The 24,272-nt window shown below is 67.7% G+C and carries 11 protein-coding genes; 4 read left to right on the forward strand and 7 right to left on the reverse strand.

Annotation, left to right across the window (positions count from 1 at the left end; genetic code table 11):
* Nucleotides 1–92: 92 nt before the first annotated feature.
* The gene (locus tag G6N20_RS00280) at nt 93–4,994 is read right to left on the reverse strand and encodes a PE family protein (RefSeq protein WP_408632554.1); all 4,902 of its coding nucleotides are present in this window, start codon (nt 4,992–4,994) and stop codon (nt 93–95) included.
* A 137-nt stretch (nt 4,995–5,131) separates the two neighbouring features.
* The gene (locus G6N20_RS00285) at nt 5,132–15,151 is read right to left on the reverse strand and encodes a PPE family protein (RefSeq protein ID WP_083051484.1); all 10,020 of its coding nucleotides are present in this window, start codon (nt 15,149–15,151) and stop codon (nt 5,132–5,134) included.
* A gap of 637 nt (nt 15,152–15,788) precedes the next feature.
* Here G6N20_RS00285 and G6N20_RS00290 point away from each other — a divergent pair.
* The gene (locus G6N20_RS00290; protein ID WP_083051482.1) at nt 15,789–17,084 is read left to right on the forward strand and encodes a citrate synthase; all 1,296 of its coding nucleotides are present in this window, start codon (nt 15,789–15,791) and stop codon (nt 17,082–17,084) included.
* A gap of 56 nt (nt 17,085–17,140) precedes the next feature.
* Here the strand turns inward: G6N20_RS00290 and G6N20_RS00295 are convergent, their stop codons facing one another.
* Together G6N20_RS00295 and G6N20_RS00300 are read right to left on the reverse strand one after the other, a co-directional pair.
* Nucleotides 17,141–18,733, reverse strand: coding sequence for a phytoene desaturase family protein (locus tag G6N20_RS00295; protein ID WP_163662671.1), 1,593 nt, complete (start codon nt 18,731–18,733; stop codon nt 17,141–17,143).
* 2 nt (nt 18,734–18,735) lie between these two features.
* A complete protein-coding gene (locus G6N20_RS00300) occupies nt 18,736–18,912 on the reverse strand; it encodes a DUF2630 family protein (protein WP_083050189.1) in 177 nt (58 codons plus the stop codon).
* A gap of 116 nt (nt 18,913–19,028) precedes the next feature.
* On the opposite strand from G6N20_RS00300, the gene arfA reads away from it, so the two are divergent.
* The 3 genes from arfA to arfC are packed head-to-tail and all read left to right on the forward strand — an operon-like array spanning nt 19,029 to nt 20,768.
* Nucleotides 19,029–20,048 (forward strand): channel-forming protein ArfA/OmpATb, encoded by a 1,020-nt coding sequence (gene arfA / locus G6N20_RS00305; RefSeq protein WP_083050192.1) that lies wholly within the window; start codon nt 19,029–19,031, stop codon nt 20,046–20,048.
* Between the two features lie 13 nt (nt 20,049–20,061).
* Complete coding sequence (gene arfB, locus G6N20_RS20400; protein ID WP_169715463.1) at nt 20,062–20,202, forward strand: channel accessory protein ArfB; 141 nt, start codon at nt 20,062–20,064, stop codon at nt 20,200–20,202.
* Complete coding sequence (gene arfC, locus G6N20_RS00310; protein WP_083050195.1) at nt 20,202–20,768, forward strand: channel accessory protein ArfC, sunset domain variant; 567 nt, start codon at nt 20,202–20,204, stop codon at nt 20,766–20,768. The genes arfB and arfC overlap by 1 nt, the downstream gene beginning before the upstream one ends.
* A gap of 22 nt (nt 20,769–20,790) precedes the next feature.
* Here arfC and prrB read toward each other — a convergent pair whose 3' ends face one another.
* From prrB to G6N20_RS00325, 3 genes are all read right to left on the reverse strand, one after another.
* On the reverse strand, nt 20,791–22,131 hold the full coding sequence (prrB, locus tag G6N20_RS00315) for a two-component system sensor histidine kinase PrrB (RefSeq protein ID WP_083050197.1): 1,341 nt from the start codon (nt 22,129–22,131) through the stop codon (nt 20,791–20,793).
* An 11-nt stretch (nt 22,132–22,142) separates the two neighbouring features.
* A complete protein-coding gene (prrA, locus tag G6N20_RS00320) occupies nt 22,143–22,853 on the reverse strand; it encodes a two-component system response regulator PrrA (protein ID WP_142272122.1) in 711 nt (236 codons plus the stop codon).
* A 64-nt stretch (nt 22,854–22,917) separates the two neighbouring features.
* Entirely contained in the window at nt 22,918–24,180 is a 1,263-nt protein-coding gene (locus G6N20_RS00325) for an MFS transporter (protein ID WP_083050199.1), read from the reverse strand.
* Nucleotides 24,181–24,272 lie beyond the last annotated feature (92 nt).

Below are 24,272 nucleotides of genomic sequence, written 5' to 3' on the forward strand. Positions count from 1 at the left end.
ACCGAGTCACCTGCGATTCACGCGCCGAATCCGGGTAACCCACCCCACCGGCACGGTCACCCGTTGTGGGTCACCTGATTCTCGTGTCGGATTCAGCGACTCGGGCTCGGTCCTGGCATGGCCATATGAGACCGCCACCCCTTGCACCAACCATCGGCGTGGTCACAGGGTCCCGCCGGGACCGCCGGCACCACCGGCGCCGCCAGCGCCACCCTTACCCCCGTTGGTGCCCGAGGGGGGATTGCCGGTGGCGCCGACGTCACCGCTGACGCCCGGTCCGCCCGGGCCCCCGCCGATCGCCGCACCGCCGGCACCGCCGGTGCCGCCGGTGCCGCCGGTGCCGCCGCTGCCGCCGACGCTGGTGCCGTTGCCGCCGTCGCCGCCGCGCCCGCCAGCCCCACCGACTCCGCCCGGGATGCCGCCAGTACCGAAGAAGCCGGCGGGTGCGTCACCGCCGTCGCCGCCGCGGCCGCCGGCACCGCCAGCGCCGCCGACACCATCGATGCCGGTGCCGTCGCCGCCGTTGCCGCCGCGGCCGCCGGCTCCGCCGGCATCGCCGGTGAAGCCGGTGAAGACAGACCCGGCCACGGTGCCGTCGGCGGCGTGACCGCCGTCGCCGCCGCTGCCGCCGGCACCGCCGAACTTACCGCCGTTGCCGCCATTCCCGCCGTCGCCACCGGCCCTGCCGAACCCGTTGTCGAAGCCGCCCCCGATGCCGTGGGCGCCGGCGCCTCCATTGCCACCATCGCCGCCGGTGACGGTGCCATCGCCACCGTCGCCGCCGTTGCCAGCGGCACCGCCGGAACCGTCGTTGCCGGGACCGCCGTTGCCGGCGCCGCCGTTGCCGCCGCGGCCACCGACGCCGGCGGCGCCGATGCCGTCGCCGCCGTCGCCGCCGTCGCCGGAGGCACCGCCGTGGCCGCCGTCGCCGCCGACGCCGCCGTCACCGCCAGCCCCACCGACGCTGATGCCGGTGCCGCCGTCGCCGCCGGTGCCGCCGACGCCGCCGGCACCGTTGCCGCCGCCGCCGCCGTGGCCGCCGTCGCCGCCGTCGCCGCCGACGTCCCCGGTGCCACCCTTGCCGCCGTGGCCGCCGCGGCCGCCGAGGCCGCCGAGGGCGGGGTTGTTGTCGTCGCCGCCGTGGCCGCCGTTGCCGCCAGCGCCGCCGTGGCCGTCGGCGGTGGTGCCGGTGCCGCCGTTGCCGCCGTTGCCGCCGTCGCCGCCGGCACCGCCATTGCCGGCGTCGTTGTCGCCGCCGTTGCCGCCGTCACCGGCGTTGCCGCCGTCGCCGCCGGTGGCGCCGCTGCCGCCGTTGCCGCCGTTGCCGCCGTTGCCGCCGGCTTGGCCGCCAGCGCCGTCGTCGTCGCCGCCGTTGCCGCCGTTGCCGCCGTTGCCGCCGTTGCCGTCGGCAGTGGTGCCGTTGCCGCCGGCGCCGCCGTGGCCGCCGTGGCCGCCGTGGCCGCCGCCGTTGCCGCCGTCGCTGCCGTGGCCGCCGTTGCCGCCGTCGCCGCCACGGCCACCAACGGCACCGCTACCACCGGCGCCACCGGAGCCACCGTCGCCTCCGGTGGCGCCGGTGGCAACGGCGCCAGTGCCACCAAAGCCGCCGTTGCCGCCTCTGCCGCCGAGGCCATTGGCGATGCTGCCGGTGCCGCCATCACCCGCGTCACCGCCGTCGCCGCCGTTGCCGCTGGCCTTGCTGCCGGTGCCACCGTTACCGCCGGCTCCGGCAGCACCGCCGTCGCCGCCGGTACCGGCGGAGCTGGTGCCGCCATTGCCGCCGTTGCCGCCGACACCGCCGTCACCGCCGGAGGTGCTGGTCCCCTTGCCGCCGTTGCCGCCGTTGCCGGCATTGCCGCCGCTACCACCGGCGCCACCTCTGCTGATGCCGGCGCCGCCGTGACCTCCGAAGCCACCGTCGCCGCCTTTACCGCCGTCGGGACCGGGGCCGAGCGGGGGGTCGAAGGTGTTTGTGCCAGTGCCTCCATCGCCGCCGCGGCCACCAACGCCGCCGTCGCCACCGACGGTGGTGCCGGTGCCTCCGTTGCCGCCGCGGCCGCCGGCCCCGCCGGAACCGCTGGCGACGTCGCCGCTGCCGCCTTCGTTCGTGATGTCGGCGCCCGAGCCGCCCGCCCCGCCGCGACCGCCAGACCCGCCCGCGCCGCTAAAGCCGTTGCCGCCGTCGCCGCCTCTGCCGCCGTTGCCGCCGTTGCCAGGGTTACTGCTGGTGGTGTTGCGGCCGGCTCCGCCGTCGCCGCCATTTCCGCCATTGCCGCCAGTGGTGCCGTCGCCGCCGTGGCCGCCGGCTCCGCCGTCGCCGGCGCCTGATGGACTTCCTGGGCCATTGAGGCCGCCGGCCCCGCCGTCACCTCCGGTGCCGCCGATGCCTGCGGTGCTGTTGCCGCCGCGGCCGCCTGTGCCTCCTTTGCCGCCGCCGCCGGTGCCGCCGTTGCCGCCGTCGCCCCCTTTCCCGCCGTGGCCGCCGGCGGCGCCGCCGTGGCCGCCGGTTCCGCCGTCGCCCCCGTCGCCGCCGGTTCCGCCGCCAGCGGCGACGGGGCCGCCGCCGTGGCCGCCGGCCCCGCCCTGGCCCCCGGTGCCGGTAGTGCTGGAGCCGCCGGCGCCGCCGTTGCCGCCGTGGCCGGCGTTGTGGCCGGGGGTGCTGGAGCCGCCGTTGCCGCCGTTGCCGCCGTTGCCGCCGTTGCCGGTGATGCTGGCGGCACCGGCGCCGCCGTTGCCGCCGTGGCCGGCGTTGTGGCCGGGGGTGCTGGAGCCGCCGTTGCCGCCGTTGCCGCCGTTGCCGCCGCTACCGGTGCCAATGAGGCCGTCGCCGGGGGTGCCGCCGTTGCCCCCGTCGCCGCCGCGGCCGCCGCCGTCGCCACCAAGACCGCCGATGCCGCCGGTGCCACCGGTGCCGCCGACGCCGGCGGTGCTGATGCCGCCGGTGCCGCCGTCGCCGCCGCCCGTCGCCGCTTGCCGCCGGTGCCGCCCTTGCCGCCTATGGCGCCGTTGCCGCCGGTTCCCCCCTCGCCGCCGGTGCCGCCAGTGCCGCCGTTGTCGCCAGCGCCCCCGGTGCCGCCGGTCCCGCCGTCCCCGCCGGTGCCACTGGCGCTGGTTCCGCCGGTACCGCCCTTGCCGCCGGCGCCGGCAATGCCGCCGCCAGCGGCGGCACCGCCGTTGCCACCGTTGCCGCCAGTGCCGCCGGCGGTGGCGCCGTCGCCGCCGGTGCCGCCGGTGCCGCCGGTGCCGGTTCTGCCGTTTGCGGTGATGCCCTGGCCGTTAATTCCACCGTTGCCGCCAGCACCGCCAGCACCGCCTGCACCGGCGGCGCTGATGCCGCCATTGCCGCCACCACCGCCGTTGCCGCCGTCGCCGCCCGAGCCAGCACCGCCGTTGCCGCCGTCGCCGCCATTGCCCCCGATGCCGCCAGTGCCGCCGGCGATGGTGCCGGTGCCGCCGGTGCCGCCGTTGCCGCCGTCGCCTCCGTCGTGACCCAAGACGGCGGCGGCCCCGTTGCCGCCGTTGCCGCCGGTGCCGCCGACGCCTGCGGACCCGGTGCCGGCGCCGCCGTTGCCGCCGTTGCCGCCGTTGCCTCCGTCGCTGCCGCCGCCAAACGCCGTGAAGCCGCCGTTGCCGCCGTTGCCGCCGCGGCCGCCGGCGATGGTGCCGTTGCCGCCGTTGCCGCCGTTGCCTCCATCGCCGGTGCCACCAAAGCCGCCGCCGGTGCCGCCGTTGCCGCCGGTGCCGCCGTAGCCGCCGTAGCCGCCGTTGCCTCCGTCGCCGCCGCGGCCGGCGCCACCAGCAGGGTCGACGACCACGGTGTTACCGCCGGTGCCGCCGTCGCCGCCGTCGCCACCGGTGCCCGCGCTGCCGCCGAAGCCCCCGCTCCCGGCCAGGCCGCCCGTCCCGCCGTCGCCGCCGCGCCCGCCGGTTCCGGCGAGGCTTCCGCCCAGACCGCCGATGCCGCCGTCGCCGCCGCGTCCGCCGTCGCCGCCGTCACCGCCGCTGCCGTTGGTTCCGCCGGCGCTGTTACCGCCCGCGCCGCCGGCCCCACCCGCGCCGCCGGAGTAGCCGCCGGCGCCGAAAGTGCCGGTGTCGCCGTCGCCGCCGGCGCCGCCGGCGCCGCCGTGGCCGCCGTCGCCGATCCGGCCGGCGCCGCCCGGCCCGACCAGCCAGTTGTCGCCGCCCGCGCCGCCGGCACCACCGGCACCACCGGCACCACCGGCACTGCCGACACCATGGGCGCCGGCGCCGCCGGCCCCGCCGTGGCCGCCGTTCCCACCGACCCCGCCCAACAGCCCACCCATGCCGCCGGCACCGCCGGCGCCGCCGGCGCCGCCGGCACCCTGCAGGACACCTGCCTGGCCATTTTGACCCATGCCGCCGGCGCCGCCGGCGCCGCCGTTGCCGAACAGCCAGGCATTGCCGCCGGCCCCGCCGGCCCCGCCGGCCTGGCCCGCCAGGATGCCGCGCCCGCCGGCCCCACCCGTTCCGCCATTGCCCCACAGCAGCCCGGCGTCACCGCCGCGACCGCCGGGCTGGCCCGCCGCCCCCGGTGCGCCGTTGCCGCCGTTGCCCCACAGCCATCCGCCGTTGCCGCCGGCCTGGCCGGGCGAGGTCCCGTTGGCGCCGTCGCCGATCAGGATCCGCCCCGTCAGGGCGAGCGACGGAGCGTTGACGAGATCGAGAAGCTGCTGCTCCGCCGCGGCAACCACGTTGGTCGTCTCGGCGGCCGCATATGCGCTCGCACCGGCCTGCAGGTTGCGCACAAACTGGTCATGGAATCGGGCGACTTGCGCGCTGAGCGCCTGATATTCCTGGGCGTGGGCCCCGAACAATGCGGCGATGGCCGCCGAGACTTCATCGCCAGCCGCCGCCGCCAACGCCGTCGTGGAGGTCGCGGCCGCCGCATTGGCCGCGGAGACCGCTGAGCCGATGTCCGCCAAATCCGCCGCCGCCGCGTTGATCATCTCGGGTAGGGCGTAGACATACGACATTTCTCACTCCTACTTTGTGCTCGTAGGTTTTCTGTGGGCTATTCCAACGGAGCGTCGCACCGACGTAGATTTGTTGATCTTGCCGGTACGGTCTTCGGCAGATATCCGAAAGCCAAAAATTGCGCTCCAGGACCGGGTCATGACCCCACCCCGATGTTGAGGAAACCGGAAAGCTTCGTGCCAATGTTGCCGAAGCCGGAGATATACCCCTGCAGCAGACCGAGCGTGCTCGCGTTGTAGAAGCCCGACAGGACATTACCCGCGTTCGCCCAGCCCGACTGCAGGTTGCCGAAGTTTTGGAAGCCGGAATTTCCCTGGCCGGCGACATTGAAGAACCCCGAGTTCTGGGTGACTGCGTTTCCGAAGCCCGATACCGCGCCAGCGACGTTGTTGAAGAAGCCTGATGCGCCACCCGCGCCGGAGTTGAAGAAGCCGGACGACGGAGAACTGGTCGAATTGAAGAATCCCGGGGTTTGCTGCCATCCGAAGCCAATAGTAAACGGGCCCACGCTGCCTGTGCCGGGCTCAATGGGCAACGAGAAAACCATGTCTATCGGTGTTTCCGGGTTGAGCACGCTCAAATCGACTGTGAACGGGCCGATGTGTTGGGTGATGATCGGTGTTGTCACCGTGACACACTCGCCGGTGAATGGGTCGCAGATCCGTGTTATCAAACTTATTGGTATATCGAATTCTTCAACGGTGAACATTTCCTGCGTGACGGCATTGATGGCGCCGCGGATCGGTATTTCGATGTTGCTATCGACGGTGTAGCTCCACGGGATATCCGGAATGGTGATCTGGTAGGCGAAACCGCCTAGACCCTGATAGTCGCCTCGCCAGAAGGCGCCGTTGCTGTAGTTTCCCGAAATGAAAAAGCCGGTGTCCACATTGCCGGAGTTTCCAATTCCCGTGTTGGCGTTTCCGGTGTTGAAGTAGCCGGTGTTGTAGCCGCCGGTGTTGAAGCCGCCGGTGTTGAAGCTGCCCGGGTTGAAGCTGCCGGTATTGGTGTTGCCCACGTTGTAGAGGCCGGTGTTGTAGTTGCCGGCGTTGCCGATGCCGGTGTTGACCAGGCCGGTGTTGAAGAAGCCCGTATTGGTGCTGCCGGTGTTGCCGATGCCGGTGTTGTAGCTGCCGGAGTTTCCGATGCCCCAGTTTCCGGTGCCCGAGTTGAAAAAGCCGATGTTGTCGGTGCCCGAGTTGAACAAGCCGAAGTTGCCGCTGCCCGTGTTGAAGCCGCCGATTCCCACCTGCATGTCACCGCTCAGGCCAATGCCGATATTTCCGTTGCCGGTGTTGCCGAGGCCGATATTTGCGTTGCCGGTATTGCCGAAGCCGATGTTGAAGCTGCCGGTGTTGCCGAAACCGAGGTTTTGGACGGCGGCCGTCAGCGCGGGGCCCGAGTTTCCGAAACCGATGTTGACGCTGCCGATGTTTCCGCTGCCCAAGTTGTGGCTGCCGATGTTTCCGCTGCCCAGGTTGTAGGTGCCGAGATTGCCGAGGCCGAAGTTGTGGCTGCCGATGTTTCCGCTGCCCAGGTTCCCCAATCCGAGGTTTGCCAGACCCAGGTTGAAAGTCGCGCTCGGCCCATGCTGCAACCAGCCGGCCAGGTCGGCGCCGACGTTGTTGAAGCCCGAGACAGGGCTCGGTGTTCCCAGGCCCGTGTTGAACAGGCCCGAAACGGTACTCCCCAAGTTCGCCCAGCCCGATTGCAGCGAACCGTAGTTCTGGAACCCAGAGTTTCCCATCGCCGCGGTGGCGACGTTGTAGAAGCCCGAATTGTTGCCGAAATTTTGCCAGCCCGACGCGCTGCCAGCGCCCCAGTTCAGAAAGCCCGACGACGGGCCTATGGTGGCATTGAAAAAGCCCGGTTGCGGCTCAAGGTTGATGAGCGGAATGTGGATGGGCCCCAGCCCACCCGTTGCCAGGATGTGTATGACGGTTGAACCGTCCGGATTGCCGATGTTAATGTTGATCGCGGGTTGTGGGCCAAAGTTGATGACGATGGGCGTGTTCAAGGGGGCCGAGTCGTCGCCACCGTGAATATGGATGGGGCCCATCGGAGCGGTGATTGTGCCGCCGAATATGCCCAAATCGAGATCCCCTCGGGCGTTGATCACCGGAATGGTGATGGCGGGAATGGAGATGTCGGTGATGGTGCCGACGATGGGTATGTTGACGGGCACGTCGACGGTGAGGAATGCGGACACGCTGTCGACCGTAACGGTGTAGTTGGCCGCCAACAGGCCCTGCCTATCGGCGCGCCAGAAAAAGCCGTTGTTCATATCGCCGCTGATAAAGCCGCCGGTGTCAAAGTCGCCGGAGTTCGCGATGCCGGTGTTGTAATGGCCGGTGTTATACAAGCCGGTGTTGTAGTCGCCGGGGTTGGCGATGCCGGTGTTGTAATGGCCGGTGTTATACAGGCCGGTGTTGTAGTCGCCGGGGTTGGCGATGCCGGTGTTGTAATGGCCGGTGTTATACAAGCCGGTGTTGTAGGCGCCCGCATTGCCGATGCCGGTGTTGCCGGTGCCGGAGTTGCCGATGCCGAAGTTGCCGCTGCCCGAGTTTCCGATGCCGATGTTGCCGGTGCCCGAGTTGAAGAGGCCGATGTTGCCGGTGCCTGAGTTCAGGGCGCCGACACCGACCTGGCCGGTGCCGCTGAGCCCGATGCCGATGTTGCCGCTGCCGGTGAGCCCGATGCCGAAGTTGCCGCTGCCGGTGTTGCCGAAGCCGATGTTGTGGCTGCCGGTGTTGCCGAAGCCGATGTTGCTGCTGCCCAGGTTGCCGAATCCGAGGTTGTTGCTGCCCACATCGCCGAAGCCGAAGTTGGCCGCACCCTGGTTTCCGAGGCCGAAGTTGTAGGCGCCGACGTTGCCGCTGCCCACGTTGAAATCGCCGAAGTTTCCGCTGCCCACATTCCATCGGCCGAGGTCAGCAAGACCCAGGTTCACCATCGTTGTCCCGGTTGGGCCGCGGAACAGGCCGGCCAGGTCGGTGCCGGTGGTTGACCAGCCCGATAGGTTGGCTGCCACGGTCAGGTTTGCGGTGCCGGTGTTGTGAAAGCCCGAGACGACGTTGCCCAGGTTCGCCCAACCCGATTGCAGCGAGCCGAAGTTCTGGAATCCGGAGTTTCCCATGCTTGCCGAGGCGCTGTTCCAGAAGCCCGAGTTGTTGCCGCCGACGTTGCCGAAGCCTGATGCGGAACCGGCGCCGGAGTTGAAGAAGCCCGACGAGGGGGTGGAACTCGAGTTCCCGAACCCAGGGGCGGGCGGTATGTCGAGCAGCACGATTCTGATGGGGCCGACACCGCTGCGAATTGCGATCGGCAGCGAGGTAGTCGGTCCGCCGACGGTGACATCGATCACCGGCAGGGTACCGGTGATGGGCGGAATGATGATGGGTCCGATGGTGTAATCGACGATTCCGGCTCCATTGATGACGATCGGCGAAATGGTGAGCCCGTTCTCGAGAGCAAAGCTGTCGAGATCCAGGTGGATCGGGATATTGATGGGGACGTTGAGGTCCATGTTCACCAGGGGAAATTCGGGGATGTTAATTTCAACGTGCGCACCCCACAGCCCTTGGAAATCGCCCCGCCAAAAGACGCCGTTGCTATAGTTTCCCGCGTTGAAGGCGCCGGTGTTGACGTTACCCGAGTTTGCCAGCCCGGTGTTGTAATCGCCGGTGTTGAAGCTGCCGGTGTTGTAGTTGCCGGTGTTGTAGTTGCCGGTGTTGGTGCTGCCGGTGTTGAAGCTGCCGGTGTTGTAGTTGCCGGGGTTGGCGATGCCGGTGTTGGTGCTGCCGGCGTTGGCGATGCCGGTGTTGTAGTTGCCCGCGTTGGCGATGCCCGTGTTGCCGGTGCCCGGGTTCCACAGGCCCCAGTTGCCGGTGCCCGAGTTCCCGATGCCCACGTTGCCGATGCCCGGGTTGCCGATGCCCCAGTTTGCGGTGCCCGCGTTGAACAGGCCGACGTTGCCGCTGCCCGCGTTGAACAGGCCGACGTTGCCGCTGCCCGAGTTGAACAGGCCGACGTTGCCGCTGCCCGAATTCAGGGCGCCGAAACCGATCTGGCCACTGCCGGTGAGCCCGATGCCGATGTTGTTGTCGCCGGTGAGCCCGATGCCGATGTTGTTGCTACCGGTGTTGGCAAAGCCGAGGTTGTTGCTGCCCGCGTTCCCGAAGCCGAAATTGTGGTTGCCCAGGTTCCCCAGGCCGAGGTTGTCGTTGCCGAAATTCCCGGGGCCAATGTTGCCGCTGCCGGCATTGCCGAAGCCGAAGTGGTGGCTGCCGATGTTGCCGCTGCCCAAGTTCGCGGTGCCGACGTTTCCGTATCCGAAGTTGAAGGCGCCGACGTTGCCGCTGCCGATATTGTCACCGCCGATATTCGCAACACCCACGTTAGCGAGCGGGTTGGCAAGGAGCAGGCCCGCGAGGTTGCTGCCTGTATTGGTGCCCGGATTGAAAAAGCCCGAGATTGTGTTACCGAAGTTGGACACTCCCGACACCAACTCGCCAACGTTTTGATAGCCCGACATTCCCGAGGTGCCGGAGGAGAGGTTGAAGAAACCGGAAATGTTGCCGCCCACATTTCCAACGCCAGATACCGTCCCGGTGCCGGAGTTGAAGAATCCCGACGACGGCGTGCCGGTCGTGTTTCCAAAGCCCGGGCGGGCCGGGATGTCGATGGGCGGCAGCTTAACGGGCAGAAGATCGCCGGCGCCGACGATGTCGATCAGGGGGCCCGGGCCGGCACCGATATGCACGCCAATCGCGGGCAGGGCGATCGTGATACTCGAGATGGTGATCGGCCTGGTATCGAGGATTCTTGAAGGAATGTTGTCGAAGAATGTCGCGTGGACCGTGACCGCCGGAATGGTGAAGGACTCCACGGTGACGGTACCGAGTGTGCCGCTGATCGGGATGTCGAGGTAGATCGGCACGTGGAGGTGCATGGGGATGGCGGTGTCGGGAATGGTGCCTGTGCTGCTATAGCCCCACAGCCCTTGGTGGTCGCCCGTCCACAAGAGCCCGTTGCTGTAGTTGCCGGAGATGAATGCGCCGGTGTCGACGTTGCCCGAATTCGCCAGGCCGGTGTTGTAGTTGCCGGTGTTGAGGTAGCCGGTGTTGTAAGAGCCCGGGTTGAGGCCGCCCGTGTTGAAACTTCCCACGTTGAAGCTGCCGGTGTTGTCGTTGCCCGCGTTGCCGATGCCGGTGTTGACGCTGCCGGAGTTGAAGAAGCCGGTGTTGGTGCTGCCGGTGTTGCCCATGCCGGTGTTGCGGCTGCCGGTGTTGCCGACGCCGAGGTTGCCGGTGCCCGAGTTGCCGATGCCGACGTTGCCGGTGCCGGAGTTGAACAAGCCGATGTTGCCGCTGCCCGAGTTCAGCGCGCCGAAACCGAGCTGGCCACTGCCGGTGAGCCCGATACCGACGTTGCTGTTGCCGGTGTTGCCGAAGCCGATGTTGCCGCTGCCGGTGTTGCCAAACCCGATGTTGCCGCTGCCGGTGTTGCCGAAGCCGACGTTGTGGCTGCCATTGTTGCCGAAGCCGACGTTGCCGCTGCCGGTGTTGCCGAAGCCGACGTTTGCGTTGCCGAGGTCGGCCCAGCCGACGTTGTAATCACCCAAGTTCCCGAACCCCAGGTTGTATGCGCCGACGTTGCCCAAGCCCACGTTGAACGTCGACGTCCCGGCCACCTGGCTGTGGAAGAAGCCCGCGAGGTTGCCGCCGATGTTTGACATGCCCGAGACGTTGGCCGGCGTGGCGATGCCGGTGTTGAAAAGGCCCGACACGGTGTTGCCCAGGTTCGCCAGGCCCGATTGCAGTGCGCCGTGGTTTCTGAAGCCGGAGGTTCCGAAGTCCGCGAGGTTCTGAATGCCCGAGATGTTGGCGCCGATGTTGGCGATGCCCGACACGGTTCCGCCGCCGCCGTTGAAAAATCCGGAGGACGGGCTGGTGGTGGAGTTGAAGAAGCCGGTGGCCGTCGGGATGTGGACCAGCGTCCAATCGACGGGGCCGATGCTGGCCGTGACGGGGACCCGCACCACGGTTGAACCCTCGGGATCTCCGATGTTGAACGAGATCGAAGGACCGAAAGCCCTGATTGGCGGGACGGTGACCGAGTCGATCACTCCGTGCGCGAGCGGGACCGGCCCGAGGGGGACGCCGAAACCGAAGTTGACGGACCGCAGGGTAATGCCGCTGAAGAGCGTTTCGGTGACGTTGGCCGTGATGGGGATGTTGATGGGAACGCTCACCTCGACATGAGCGGGAATCTCGGGAACATGGATCGTGTAGTGGGCGCCCCACAGGCCCTGGTAATCGCCCTTCCACAAGAGCCCGTTGCTGTAGTTGCCGGAGATGAAAAAGCCGGTGTTGATATCGCCGGAATTCGCCAGGCCGGTGTTGTAGGTGCCGGTGTTGAGGTAACCGGTGTTGTAGGAGCCCGGGTTGAGGCCGCCCGTGTTGAAATTTCCCGCGTTGAAGCTACCGGTGTTGTAGTCGCCCGCGTTGCCGATTCCGGTGTTGACGCTGCCGGAGTTGAAGAAACCCGTGTTGACATCGCCGGAGTTGAAGAAGCCCGTATTGGCGCCGCCGGTGTTGCCAAGACCGGCATTGCCGCTGCCGGTGTTGCCGACGCCGAGGTTGCCGGTGCCCGAGTTGCCGACGCCGACGTTGTCGGTGCCGGAGTTGAACAAGCCGATGTTGCCGCTGCCCGAGTTCCAACCGCCGAAGCCCACCAGGTTGCTACCAATAAACCCGATACCGACGTTGTTGTTGCCGGTGTTGCCGAAGCCGATGTTGCCGTCACCGGTGTTGCCGAAGCCGATGTTGCCGCTGCCGGTGTTGCCGAAGCCGATGTTGCCGTTGCCGGTGTTGCCGAAGCCGAAGTTGTTGTTGCCCAGGTCGCCGAAACCGACGTTGGCGTTGCCGAAGTTTCCGCTGCCGAGGTTGAAACTTCCGATGTTGCCGCTGCCCAGGTTGAAGTTGCCGGAGTTTCCACTACCCAGGTTCAATTGGCCAAGGTTTCCCAAACCCAGGCTGAACGCCGACATCCCGCCAACCTGGTCGTGGAACAAGCCGACGAGGTTGCTGCCGGTGTTGAAGAGACCCGAGACATTGGCCGGCGCCACGAGGCCCGCCAGGCCGGTGTTGGAGAAGCCCGAGACGCTGCTCCCCAAGTTTGCCCAGCCCGATTGCAGCGAGCCGAAGTTGAGGAAGCCCGAATTTCCGATGACATTCCCCACGCCGCCGTTCCAGATGCCCGAACTGCTGCCGCCGAAGTTTTGGAAACCAGATGTGCCACCGGCGCCCGAATTAAAGAAGCCCGACGAGGGGCTGGTGGTCGAATTTCCGAAGCCGGGGCCCGCCGGGATGTTGAGCAGCGTGATCGTCCCGCCCTCGAGGGCACCGACAATGCTGAGGGGTATGGCAACGTCTGGTCCGCCGATTGTAAGTACGATCGGAGGAACAGTAATAGTTGATGCGCCGAGGACGACGGGGCCAAAAAAGAACAGACCGCCCAGGTAGTCGATTCGGGGGAAAACTGTTCCGGCTACGGTGAGAGGTATGGGCATGCCCCCCAGGGGAATTGCCATATTTACCGGTATAATCATCTGCATGTTTATGGGCATGTAGGGGATGGTGACGGAGAGATCGATGGCGATCTGGCCCTGGTTATCACCCAACATGAAGAAGCCGTTGTTGAAGTTGCCCGTGTTGAAGGCGCCGGTGTTGACGTCGCCCGTGTTGAAAAATCCGGTGTTGATGTTGCCCGTATTGAAGTGGCCGGTGTTGGTGTTGCCCGGGTTGAAGCCGCCCGTGTTGGTGCTGCCCACGTTGAAGCTGCCGGTGTTGTAGCTGCCGGTGTTGTACAAGCCCGTGTTGACGCCGCCGGCATTGTAGAAGCCGGTGTTGTAGTGGCCGGCGTTGCCGACGCCCGTGTTGCCGGTGCCGGGATTCTCGACGCCCCAGTTTCCGATCCCTGCGTTGAGCAGGCCCCGATTCCCGGTGCCCGAGTTTGCGATGCCGACATTTCCGGTTCCCGCGTTGAACAGACCGACGTTGTTGGTGCCCGAATTGAGGAGGCCGATGTTGCCGCTGCCCGAATTCAGGCCGCCGAAGCCCACCAGGTTGCTGCCGGTAAATCCGATACCGACGTTGTTGTTGCCGGTGTTGCCGAAGCCGACGTTCCCGTTACCGGTGTTGCCGAAGCCGATGTTGCCGCTGCCGGCGTTGCCGAAGCCGATGTTGCCGCTGCCAGCGTTGCCGAAGCCGAAGTTGTGGCTGCCCAGGTTGCCCAAACCGAAGTTTGCGTCGCCGATGTTTCCGCCACCGACGTTGTGGCTGCCGATGTTTCCGTCACCGAAGAGGTTATAGCTACCGAAATTTCCGCTGCCGAAGATGTTGTAGTCGCCTAGGTTTGCGTTGGCGAAGATGTTGTAGTTACCGAGGTTCGCGTTGCCGAGGATGTTTCCGACGCCCTGGTTTGCCAAGCCCACGTTGAGCAGATTGATGCGGAGGAAGGCGCCCGACACGTTTCTTCCGGCGTTAAAGACACCCGAGACATTGGCCGGGGTGGTGACGTTCACCATGCTCAAGTTGATGAGGCCCGACATGGTGTTACCCGAGTTCACCAGGCCCGATACCAACACGCCGACGTTTGCAAAGCCTGAGTTACCGGTGGCCCCCAATGACGTGTTGAAGAATCCAGAGTTGTTGGCACCGGTGTTGAAGAAGCCCGATGCGCTGCCGGCGCCGGTGTTGAAAAAGCCCGACGACGGCACCGTGGTCGAGTTACCGAAACCAGGGCCCCCGAAAAACAGGCCCTGGTAATTGCCTCTCCACAAGAAGCCGTTGCTGTAGTTGCCGTAGATGAAAGCGCCGGTGTTGACATCGCCCGAGTTGGCAAAGCCGGTGTTGTGATTGCCGGTGTTGAAGTAGCCGGTGTTGTGATCGCCGGCGTTGAAGCCGCCGGTGTTGCCGGTGCCCGGGTTGAAGCTGCCGGTGTTGTAGTTGCCCGAGTTGCCGACGCCGGTGTTGGCGATGCCGGAGTTGAAAAAGCCGGTGTTGACGCTGCCGGAATTGCCGATGCCGGTGTTGAGGCTGCCGGTGTTTCCGATGCCGAAGTTTCCGGTGCCCGAGTTTCCGATGCCGATGTTGCCGGTGCCCGAGTTGAACAACCCGACATTGCCGGTGCCCGAGTTGAGGCCGCCGGCGAGACCGAAACCCGCCAGGTTGCTGCCGGTAAGCCCGATCCCGAGGTTGTTGTCGCCGGAGTTGGCAAACCCGGTGTTGCCGAAGCCAAAGTTGCCCAAGCCGAAGTTTCCGCTGCCGGTGTTGCCAAAGCCGATGTTGTGGCTGCCGGTGTTGCCGAAGCCGATGTTGCCGTTGCCGGTGTTGCCGAAGCCGATGTTGTTGCTGCCGATGTTTGCCGAACCAACGTTGTAGTCGCCGATGTTCGCGTTGCCGACGTTGGGGAAGCCGATGTTCGCGAAACCGAGGTTGAAGCCCGCAACGCGCAACACGGTGGCCTGCGCGGCCCCGGGTCCGGCGGCCGGCGCCGCGCCGGCTGCGGCCGTGTGGGCGAGGCTAGCGCCGACCGCGCTCGCTGCGCCCACCAGCTGGCCTTGCAGGTCCGCCAACAGCCCAGACGCAAACGGCGTCAACTCCGAGACGGCGGCCGAAGCCGCGGCATGGTAGCCCAACATTGCGGCCACATCCTGGGCCCACATCTGCTCGTACTGCGCCTCGATCGCTGCGATCGCCGGGGCGTTTTGGCCCAGCAGGTTCGACAGCACCAGCGACCGAAATTGCGAGCGGTTGGCCGAAATGACCGATGGACGCACCGTCGCGGCCAGGGCTGCTTCGAACGCGGCCGCCGTCATGCGGACCTGCGTGGCCGCTTGTTCTGCCCGCATCGTCGCCGTGCTCAGCCATTCGAGATAGGGTGCGGCCGCACGCGTCATCGCCGCCGACGCCGCACCCCGCCATGCGGTGTCCGCCAGGCCCGACGTCACCGACGAAAACGAGGCCGCGGCCGAACCCAACTCGGTGGCCAGCCCCTGCCAGCCAGCCGCTGCGTTCAACAGCGGTTCCAGCCCTGCACCGAGAAAGAGTCGCGCCGAATTGATCTCCGGGGGCAGCAGGGTGTAATCCATCGCCAGGCCTCAACCGGAGCCCATGGCCGCAGCCGTAGCGGGGACGGACGTCAGTTGACCAGCGTCGGCCGATGGGGATTCGTCAACAGCGGTGTGGTCCAGGATGGCGTTTGATCCTTGCCCCGGTGAGGCGTATCCGATCGCGGTCACAGCGGCCGTCTCGCCATTCGGGCATGCCCGGCCCGCACATGACCCGGTCACCATTGCCCACTATCGAGCATGGCTGGTCTCACAAAGACCGCGAATCGATCGCGTCGACCCGTCACCCTGAACCCCCGAATCCCCGAAAACCCGCAATCACATCGATGTAGCCAAGGCGGCCACTGTGTGGTACGTGAATTCGGTGATCCTGTGCCAATTGTGAAACCAGCAGGCTGGGGTGCCACCCCGATCTTCCCGAAGGGCGCGTCCATGCCGGCTGCGGCAAATTTACCGCATCGTCATTTCGGGTATCCGGCGTTTACCGGAATTGGGTCGTCATCGTTGACCGGTGTGGGTCGTCCGAGTCGTCGGCTGGGCTATCACCGCCAAATCCGCAGACCCCACCCCGGGCAGGCACGCCGCCGCGATAACGACTACCTTCAGCTATACGCACCGAGTAGGGCAGCCATACCAGCCAGAGCGCAAAGGGGTTCTCGTGGCCGACACCGACGACACCGCAACCCTCCGGTATCCGGGGGGCGAGCTCGATCTGCAGATCGTCCGCGCCTCCGAAGGCAACGACGGCATTGCCCTCGGCCCGCTGTTGGCCAAGACGGGGTACACCACATTCGATGTCGGCTTCGTCAACACCGCGTCCACCAAGAGCGCCATCACCTATATCGACGGCGATGCCGGCATTCTGCGCTACCGCGGCTATCCCATCGAACAGCTCGCCGAGAAGTCCACCTTCATCGAGGTCAGCTACCTGCTGATCTACGGCGAGTTGCCGAACACCGAGCAGCTGGCCGAATTCACCCACCGGATCCAGCGGCACACCATGCTGCACGAGGACCTCAAACGGTTCTTCGACGGCTTTCCGCGTAACGCGCACCCGATGCCGGTGTTGTCCAGCGTGGTCAACGCGTTGAGCGCCTACTACCAGGATGCGCTGGACCCGATGGACAACGGTCAGGTGGAACTGTCGACCATTCGTCTGCTGGCCAAGCTGCCCACCATCGCCGCCTACGCGTACAAGAAATCGGTCGGTCAGCCGTTCCTCTACCCGGACAACTCGCTGACCCTGGTGGAGAACTTCCTGCGAATGACCTTCGGTTTGCCGGCCGAGCCCTACCAGCCCGATCCCGAGGTGGTGCGCGCCCTGGACATGCTGTTCATCTTGCACGCCGACCACGAGCAGAACTGTTCGACGTCGACCGTGCGCCTGGTGGGCTCTTCGCGGGCCAACCTGTTCACCTCGATTTCCGGCGGCATCAACGCGTTGTGGGGCCCGCTGCACGGCGGCGCCAACCAGGCGGTGCTCGAGATGCTCGAGAACATCCGCCAAAGCGGGGACGATGTCGGTGAATTCGTCCGAAAGGTGAAGAACCGCGAGGCCGGCGTGAAATTGATGGGCTTCGGCCACCGGGTCTACAAGAACTACGATCCGCGGGCCCGCATCGTCAAGGAACAGGCCGACAAGATCCTCGCCAAGCTCGGCGGCGACGACGACCTGCTGAACATCGCCAAGGGCTTGGAAGAGGCGGCGCTGACCGACGACTACTTCATCGAGCGCAAGCTGTACCCCAACGTCGACTTTTACACCGGCCTGATCTACCGGGCCCTCGGTTTCCCCACCCGGATGTTCACCGTGTTGTTCGCGTTGGGTCGGCTGCCCGGCTGGATCGCGCACTGGCGTGAGATGCACGACGAGGGTGACAGCAAGATCGGCCGGCCCCGCCAGATCTACACCGGCTACACCGAGCGCGCCTACCTTTCCATCGACGCGCGGTAAGCCGGCCGCGCCTCCCGCTTGCCGAGCAGACGCAAAAGCCCCTAAACCGCCAGGTTTTAGGGGCTTTTGCGTCTGCTCGCCAGAGAAGCCAGCACCGCCATCGCGGCGTTGTGCCCGCCGATGCCCGACACCGCCCCGCCGCGACGGGCGCCCGAGCCGCACAGCATGATCCGCTCGTGCTCGGTGGCTACCCCCCACTGCCGTGCCGGGGTGTCCAGCGGGTCGTCGTCGTCGGCGAACGGCCAGCACAACGCGCCGTGGAAGATGTTGCCCGCGGTCATCTGCAGTGTGTGCTGCAGGTCCGCGGTGGTGGCGGTCTCCACGCACGGGCGGCCGTGCGCATCGGCCATCAGCACCTGCTGAATCGGCTCGGCCAGCACGGAATTCAACGACGCCAGCACCGACTCGGTCAGCCGGTGGCGCAACGTATCGGGGTCGACGGCCCCGAACACCGAATGCGGTGTGTGCAGGCCGAACACCGTCAGGGTGTGGGCGCCCGCCGCCCGCAGCCCGGGCGACAGGACGCTCGGGTCGGTCAGCGAATGGCAGTAGGCCTCGCACGGCAACGGATCCGGCAGCCGCCTCCCGGCCGCCCGCGAGTAGGCGGCGTCCAGCTGGCACCAGGTTTCGTTGACGTGAAACGTTCCGGCAAACGCCTGGTCCGGTGTGACGCGATCGTCGCGCAACCGGGGCAGTCGGCGCACCACCATGTTGACCTTGACCTGCGCGCCCGGGGCCAGTGGGGGTTCCGGTTCGCCCAGCAGCCCGGCCAGCACCGTCGGTGTGACGCCCGCCAGCACGAACCTGCCCCGGATCAGGTGCTCGCCGCCGCGACTGCGATAGCGTACCTCGCCGTCCGGGTTGACGGCGAAAACGTCTGCGCCGGTGGTTATTTCGGCTCCGTGGCGGACGGCCGCGGTGGCCAGGGCGGAGGTCAGCGCGCCCATGCCACCGACCGGAACGTCCCAGTCGCCGGTGCCCCCGCCGAGCACGTGATACAGCAAGCAGACGTTCGGCGCCAGCGACGGGTCGCCCAGGCGCGCGAAGGTGCCGATCAGCGCGTCGGTGGCGATCACCCCACGGACCAGGTCAGAGCGCACCGCCTCGGTAATGGCGTGTCCGATGGGCTCGTCGACCAGGGCGTGCCAGGCCGCCGCCGCCTCGGGATCGCCGCGGTCCAGCACCTTCCGGTGGGCCTGCGCGCGGGTGGGCAGCGGTTGCATCAGGGTCGGCCACAGGTGTTCGGTCACCAGCCGGCAGCGCCGGTAGAAGGCGGCAAACCCGCGGTGGTCACCGTCGTCGCCGATGGCCGCGAACGTGCCGTGGCGGCCGATCAGCAGGCCGGAGCGCCCCGCGGTGGCCGGGTCCGGGGTGTAGGACGAGAACCGCCGCCGGGCCAGCCGCACCGTGGCGCCCAGGTCGTCGACAATGCGCGACGGCAGCAGGCTCACCAGGTACGCATAACGCGACACCCGGACCTCGACACCGTCGAAGGCCTGCGCCGACACCGCGGCTCCGCCGACATGTCCCAGCCGCTCGAGCACCCGCACCGCTAGCCCCGCCCGGGCCAGGTAGGCCGCCGCGACCAGGCCATTGTGCCCGCCGCCGACGACGACGGCGTCGAACTCCCGCGGCCCGTCGACGGCCATGGCTAGCCGGTGTAACCCTCGATCTGGTCCACGGGGCGCACGGTCGCCACCGGCGGATCACCGCCGGTTTCGCGCGGGGACCGCCGCAGCCGAAGCAGGTCGCAACAGCGGTCGGGGTCGATTTCGATGGGGCGCCGCGCCCGGGTGTCGGTGTCCGTCGATGTGGCCCTAGCAGCCATTGCTCCAGTGTGCCCGAGATCAACGGGTCCACCGGTGCGACTCGGTAGGCTGCATATCGCCTAGCAGCAACCTGGCAGCAACCATGAGTGCTGTTGCACGACCTGACGGAGGAGCGATGGCGGGTTCCAAGGTGGGCGTCGGCGAACCGGCCGCGCCCACCGACGCGCGGCGAACCCCCAGATTCCGCCGGCGCCCGCTGGGCCGTTCCTGGTGGATTGGCCTGCTGGTTATTCCGTTGCTGATAGCGGCAATCGGCTACGGCGCGTTCGAGCGGCCCCGGTCGGTGACCGGGCCGACCGGAGATCTGCCGACACTGGCGACGGCCAGCGCCACCCCCAGCGTTGCGGGACCGTCGTTGTCGCTGCTTTCAATCAGCCGCAGCGGCAACACCATTACCCTGATCGGCGACTTTCCCGACGATGCCGCCAAGGCGGCGCTCATCAAGGCGCTCCAGGGATTGTTGACTCCCGGCGTCAACGTCATCGACCAGATCCGGATCGACCCGCTGGCGCGCGCCCTTGACTTCTCCAACGCAGAACCAGTTTTCACCGCCGGCGTGCCGATTCCCGATTTCGGCCTCAAGGTCGAGCGGGACACCATCACCCTGACCGGAACCGCCGGATCGCCCGATCAGAAGGACGCGGTCGAGCGGGCCGTCGCCAACGCCTGGGATGGGGTGAACGTGGCGAACAAGATCGAGGTCAAGGGCCAGGCTCCGGCAACCGGAACCGCCGGCCCCACGCCGCCACCGCCGGGGACCGCCGCACCCGGGCCGTGCGCCGACCTGCAGTCGGCCATCAATGCCGTGACCGGCGGGCCGATTGCCTTTGCCGGCGACGGGGTCAGCCTCACCCCAGCCGACGAGCAGATCCTGGCTCGGGTAGCCGACAAGCTCAAAGCGTGCCCGGAGGCGCGGGTGACCATCAACGGCTACACCGACAATTCCGGTAGCGAGTTCCTCAACATTCCGCTGAGCGCGCAGCGCGCCAGCACCGTCGCAGACTTTCTCATCGCCCACGGTGTTGCCCGTGATCGCGTTGCCGCCAAGGGTCTTGGTTCGATGAACCCGATCGCCAGCAACGACACACCCGAGGGTCGCGCGAAGAATCGTCGCGCCGAAATCGTGGTCGGGTAGGGAGAGATCCGGCATGGGCTTTGTCATCCAGTGGTTGTGCTACCTGGTCGCGTTCCTCGCGGGCTCGGCCGTCGCCTGGGTCGTCGGTGTGTCGATCACCCGCAGCGGGGATGACGAACCGGTGGCTGCGCCGCCCGAGGCCGGGAGACCCTGATGGACCAGGTGCATTGGTGGCTGGCCGCCCTGGCGTTCGGGCTTGGGATGGTGCTGACGCTCGTGCTGATGGTTCAGCCCGCCAACGAGCAAGTGCCGGTTGGGACTTCGAGGACGCGGACCGGCGGGTCGGGCGCGCAGCCGCATCGGCCGACGGCCAAGAAACCCGCTCCGGCGCACAAGGCAACCGCACCGCGCACCAACAAGAAGGCCGTCACCAAAGATTCGCCGCCGAAGAAAGCACCCGCCCGGAATCAATTGTCCACGACCACGATTGCCGATGCGAAAGAGTCTGCTAGGGAGCGGATTTCGGTGGCGAAAGCGTCGCCGACGATGCAGGCCCGCACGTTGCCGTTCGCGCCGTACGGCCGGGGCTCCGCTCGCGCCGGACCCGACGGCGGCGGACCGGCGGGATGGCTGGTGAAGGGCCGCTCGGATACCCGGCTGTACTACACCCCCGACGATCCGGCATACGATTCCATCGTCGCCCAGGTCTGGTTCCGGGACGAGGCCGCGGCGGCCAGGGCATTCTTCACACCGTGGGCCAAGAGCGCCCGGCGGAAGTGACCGGTGTCGGCTGCCGCTAACGCTAACTGGGGCCGGGAAGTTTCAGCAGCAGCCGCGCGCCGCCGAGCGGGCTGCTGTCCAGCGAAGCGGTCCCGCCGTGCAGCTGGGCCTGCTGGGCCACCAACGCCAAACCCAGGCCGGAACCCGAATGCGACGCCGTGGACCCGCGGGAGAACCGCTCGAACACCACCGTGCGCTCGTCTTCGGGCACTCCGCTGCCGTTGTCGTCGATGGCGATCTCGACCCCGGCCCGGGAGCTGACCGCCGACAGCTGCACCCGGGTCGCGCCGCCGTGTTTGACGGCGTTGGCGATGGCGTTGTCGACCGCCAGCCGCAGGCCGGCCGGCAGGCCCACGATGATGCAGGTCGGCGAGGGCACCAGGGAGACGTCCAGGTCGGGGTAGATCCGCATGGCGTCGTGGGCCGCCCGGTCGAGCAGCTCGGTGATGTCGACCGGCACATGATCCTCCGAGGTGGACAGTTCACCCTGGGCCAACCGTTCCAGGGCGCTTAGCGTGGCTTCGATGCGCGACTGGGTGCGGATCACATCGTTGAGCACCTCTTTGCGCTGGTCCTCGGGCAGATCCAGGGTGGACAACACCTCGAGGTTGGTCCGCATCGCGGTCAGCGGGGTGCGCAATTCGTGCGATGACACCGCCGCGAAATCGCGGGCCGAGGCCAGCGCCTCCTTGGTCCGGTTCTGCTCGTTCCAGATGCGCTGCAACATGCCCCGCATCGCCTCGGCGATCTCGATGGCCTCGCTCGCGCCGTGCACCTCGACCCGAGGCGCCTCGTCACCGGCGTCGATCGACCTGGTTTGTTCGGCAAGCTGTTTGAACGGCCGCACCGCGAAGGCGGCCAGCAGCCAGGCGAACACCGCGGCCGCGCCGATGGCGAAGGCACAGATCAGCAGCACCCGGCGATGCAGGTTGTTGGTCTCGGCGATGGTGGTGTCGTAGGTCGCGCCCACCGCCACCGACGTCGGCTCGGGTCCGGGTATCTCGACCGTGCGCACCCGGTAGCGCACCCCGCGGATATAGGTGTCGGCATAGTCGGCCTGCAGCCTGGGCAGCGTGATGTCGGAATTCGACTTGATCACGTTGCCGCTGCGGACCGTGATGAGGGCGTCGCGGTCGTTGGGTGAGCGTGGGATCTCGTCGAGACCGCGCGGCACGAACGGGATGGCGAATCCGGCGGCCTCGTCCAGCCGCCGGTCCAGCCGCTCCTTGCGGTCGTTGGTGATCCCGACCCAGACGACGGTGCCGACGATGAGCACCGGAATCGCCGCGCCGATGGCCGTCGCGACCACCACCCGGGTGCGCAGCGAGGGCGTGCGGGCGAAGATCCGCGACAGGATGTTCACCTATGGCATCCTCATTGCATCCTGAGCACGAACCCGACTCCCCGGACGGTGTGCAGCAGCCTGGGACCGCCATGGGCCTCCAGCTTGCGGCGCAGGTACCCGATGAACACGTCGACGACGTTGGTGTCGGCGGCAAAGTCGTAGCCCCACACCAGCTCCAGCAGCTGCGCACGGGACAGCACCGCCGTCTTGTGTTCGGCCAGCACCGCGAGCAGGTCGAACTCGCGCTTGGTCAAATCGACGTCCACGCCGTTAACCCGGGCGCGGCGGCCGGGGATGTCCACCTCCAGCGGGCCCACCGTGATGGTCTCCGAGGAGGACGTGGCGGTGGAGCCGCGGCGGCGCAGCAGCGCGCGCACCCGGGCGACCAACTCGGCCAGCACGAACGGCTTGACCAGATAGTCGTCGGCGCCGGCCTCCAGGCCGGCCACCCGGTCGTCGACCGAGCTGCGTGCCGACAGCACACAGACCGGGACGTCGTTGTCCATCGCTCGCAGCGCCGTGACGACGCTGACGCCGTCGAGCACGGGCATGTTGATGTCGAGCACGATCGCGTCCGGCCGGGTCTCGGTCGCGCTGCGCAAGGCCTCGGCGCCATCGACCGCGGTCGAAACCTCGAAGCCGGACAACCGTAGGCCACGTTCCAGCGAGGCCAGCACATCGGAGTCGTCGTCGACGACCAAGACCCGCGGCGAGGTTACACCAGTGTCCATGTCGCTCATCTTGCCTGATTGTCGGCCATGACGGTGGGAGGATCACCGCCGGGTCGCCCGGGCCCGCGAGCAGTCACACAATCGCCTCGGAATCGTGGACGTCCTGCCGTTTCGCGACCGCTCGCGCGGGTGGGCGCAGCAGGGACGCCAACCCCAGCCAGATGATCAGCGATCCCAGCGACACCGCCCCGAGCATCGCGAACGCGACCGGGAACCCGAGGTGCTGGGCCACAACTCCGCCCAGCAGGGGGCTGAGCGCACCCCCGAGGCCCTGGGCGGCCATGATGGCGCCCTGGCCGACGTTGATGTGGCCGGTGCCATCTAGGATGCGGGCCACCAGCCCCGGCACCGCGACCGAGAGCATGCCGGCGCCGATCCCGTCCAGCACCTGCACCGGGATGACGCCCCAGGTGGTGATCACAGCGGCGGCGAGCAGCCCGCGGACCGGTAAGACGGTGAACGCGATCAGGATGGCCAGCCAGTAGCCGCGGGTCTGTGCGATCCTCATCGCTACCAGCGCGGCCACGATCATGACCGCCTGGGCGACGACGACGGTGCTGGCCACCGTGGCAAACGGGTTGGCGTGGGTGGCCACCACGGCCAGCCCGTAGAACGGCAATATCGCCGCGTTGCCCAGGTGGAACAACACCAGCGCGGCGGCCAGCGCCAGCAGCGGCCGGGACCGCAGCAGCACCCGCATCGCCGACACCGGGACCTCACCGGCGGGGGGCTCGCCGCGCGCGACGTGATGATCGATGCGAGCACCCGGGATTGCCAGCACGGCCACGATGGTTACCACCGCGAACCCAACGGCCAGCCAGAACACCCCCCCGTAGCCAAATAGCCAGCCCAGGAGCCCCGATGCGGCGGCGCCCACCATGTTGCCCGCGTGGTTGTAGGCCTGATTCCGGCCGTTCTGGGCGGTGAAGCCGGCCTGGCCCACCACGCCGAGCGTGATGCCGATCACCGCGGGGGCGATCGTCGCCCCGGAGATGCACATCACCGCCTGCGCCCCCGCCACCACCCAGAACTGCCGCGATGTCAGGATCACCGCCGACGCGGCCACCGCGGCGAGACCGACGACGATGACACAGGCCCGCTTGCGGTGGGTGGCATCGACCAGGGCCCCGGCGGGTCCCACGGCGACCATGCCGACGATCGCCCCGAGGGTGATCACCGCACCGATGGCACCGGTCGTCCAGCCACGACTGGCCAGCAACACGCCCAGAAACGGACCCATCCCGGCCTCCATGTCGGCCATGAAGAAGTTCACCGTCTGCAGCGCGGCCCGGTCCCGGCCGCAATACCGCGGTGGGGGGATCTCCTGGAAAGGCATTCCTTGATTGTTGCCAAGCTCGGCCGGTTGGACGCAAGACGCCTTGGCGAGTGCTGGCCAAACGACAATAATTAGCACTCGTTGGATGAGAC

This window comes from Mycobacterium shinjukuense, from assembly GCF_010730055.1.
GTDB classification, from domain to species: Bacteria; Actinomycetota; Actinomycetes; order Mycobacteriales; family Mycobacteriaceae; genus Mycobacterium; species Mycobacterium shinjukuense.

Coding starts and splice junctions, on each gene's coding strand:
- G6N20_RS00280 (WP_408632554.1), bottom strand. CDS start 4,994: ATGTCGTATGTCTACGCCCTACCCGAGATGATCAACGCGGCGGCGGCG.
- G6N20_RS00285 (WP_083051484.1), bottom strand. CDS start 15,151: ATGGATTACACCCTGCTGCCCCCGGAGATCAATTCGGCGCGACTCTTT.
- G6N20_RS00295 (WP_163662671.1), bottom strand. CDS start 18,733: ATGGCCGTCGACGGGCCGCGGGAGTTCGACGCCGTCGTCGTCGGCGGC.
- G6N20_RS00300 (WP_083050189.1), bottom strand. CDS start 18,912: ATGGCTGCTAGGGCCACATCGACGGACACCGACACCCGGGCGCGGCGC.
- arfA (WP_083050192.1), top strand. CDS start 19,029: ATGGCGGGTTCCAAGGTGGGCGTCGGCGAACCGGCCGCGCCCACCGAC.
- arfB (WP_169715463.1), top strand. CDS start 20,062: ATGGGCTTTGTCATCCAGTGGTTGTGCTACCTGGTCGCGTTCCTCGCG.
- arfC (WP_083050195.1), top strand. CDS start 20,202: ATGGACCAGGTGCATTGGTGGCTGGCCGCCCTGGCGTTCGGGCTTGGG.
- prrA (WP_142272122.1), bottom strand. CDS start 22,853: ATGAGCGACATGGACACTGGTGTAACCTCGCCGCGGGTCTTGGTCGTC.
- G6N20_RS00325 (WP_083050199.1), bottom strand. CDS start 24,180: ATGCCTTTCCAGGAGATCCCCCCACCGCGGTATTGCGGCCGGGACCGG.